We start from the raw sequence: 1,742 nt of genomic DNA on the forward strand, positions 1-1,742 counted from the left end.
TGGTGGTTTGAGAACTCAAGAGTGTGTTTGTACTACTTCTTTATAGTCAATGATTGCCAGTCCGCTGCAGGCCTGCTTTTTTGGTGGGTTCCCTTGGTTGGGTTGAATTGCGGCGGGGTTTTGTGTGAATGTCCTTCCTTAAGGATGTTCTCGTCTTTTTTGTTTTGAGAGTCATCTGTCGATGCTCTTTCGCATGTTTTTTGTGGAGGGTTCGATTCTGGCTCAGGATGAACGCTGGCGGCGTGCTTAACACATGCAAGTCGAACGGGATCCCGGGTTTCGGCCTGGGTGAGAGTGGCGAACGGGTGAGTAATGCGTGACCGACCTGCCCTGTACACCGGAATAGCTCCTGGAAACGGGTGGTAATGCCGGATGCTCCAACATGCTGCATGGTGTGTTGGGAAAGATTTATCGGTATGGGATGGGGTCGCGTCCTATCAGGTAGTCGGCGGGGTAACGGCCCACCGAGCCTACGACGGGTAGCCGGCCTGAGAGGGCGACCGGCCACATTGGGACTGAGATACGGCCCAGACTCCTACGGGAGGCAGCAGTGGGGAATATTGCACAATGGGCGCAAGCCTGATGCAGCGACGCCGCGTGCGGGATGACGGCCTTCGGGTTGTAAACCGCTTTTGATTGGGAGCAAGCGTGAGTGAGTGTACCTTTCGAATAAGCACCGGCTAACTACGTGCCAGCAGCCGCGGTAATACGTAGGGTGCAAGCGTTATCCGGAATTATTGGGCGTAAAGAGCTCGTAGGCGGTTCGTCGCGTCTGGTGTGAAAGTCCATCGCTTAACGGTGGATCTGCGCCGGGTACGGGCGGGCTGGAGTGCGGTAGGGGAGACTGGAATTCCCGGTGTAACGGTGGAATGTGTAGATATCGGGAAGAACACCAATGGCGAAGGCAGGTCTCTGGGCCGTTACTGACGCTGAGGAGCGAAAGCGTGGGGAGCGAACAGGATTAGATACCCTGGTAGTCCACGCCGTAAACGGTGGATGCTGGATGTGGGGCCCTTTCCACGGGTCCCGTGTCGGAGCTAACGCGTTAAGCATCCCGCCTGGGGAGTACGGCCGCAAGGCTAAAACTCAAAGAAATTGACGGGGGCCCGCACAAGCGGCGGAGCATGCGGATTAATTCGATGCAACGCGAAGAACCTTACCTGGGCTTGACATGTTCCCGGCGACGGCAGAGATGTCGTTTCCCTTCGGGGCGGGTTCACAGGTGGTGCATGGTCGTCGTCAGCTCGTGTCGTGAGATGTTGGGTTAAGTCCCGCAACGAGCGCAACCCTCGCCCCGTGTTGCCAGCATGTAATGATGGGAACTCACGGGGGACCGCCGGGGTTAACTCGGAGGAAGGTGGGGATGACGTCAGATCATCATGCCCCTTACGTCCAGGGCTTCACGCATGCTACAATGGCCGGTACAACGGGATGCGACAAGGTGACTTGGAGCGGATCCCTGAAAACCGGTCTCAGTTCGGATTGGAGTCTGCAACCCGACTCCATGAAGGCGGAGTCGCTAGTAATCGCGAATCAGCAACGTCGCGGTGAATGCGTTCCCGGGCCTTGTACACACCGCCCGTCAAGTCATGAAAGTGGGTAGCACCCGAAGCCGGTGGCCTAACCGCAAGGATGGAGCCGTCTAAGGTGAGACTCGTGATTGGGACTAAGTCGTAACAAGGTAGCCGTACCGGAAGGTGCGGCTGGATCACCTCCTTTCTACGGAGATTTCAGGCTCGTGT

1 rRNA gene is annotated in these 1,742 nt (G+C 56.9%); it reads left to right on the plus strand.

What is annotated here, in order from left to right:
* The first annotated feature begins 199 nt into the window (after positions 1-199).
* Positions 200-1,719 (plus strand): 16S ribosomal RNA (locus EMB92_RS11390).
* Positions 1,720-1,742: the final 23 nt, after the last annotated feature.

Origin of the sequence: Bifidobacterium callitrichos (assembly GCF_008698085.1) — a bacterium.
In the GTDB taxonomy this organism is placed as follows: domain Bacteria; phylum Actinomycetota; class Actinomycetes; order Actinomycetales; family Bifidobacteriaceae; genus Bifidobacterium; species Bifidobacterium callitrichos.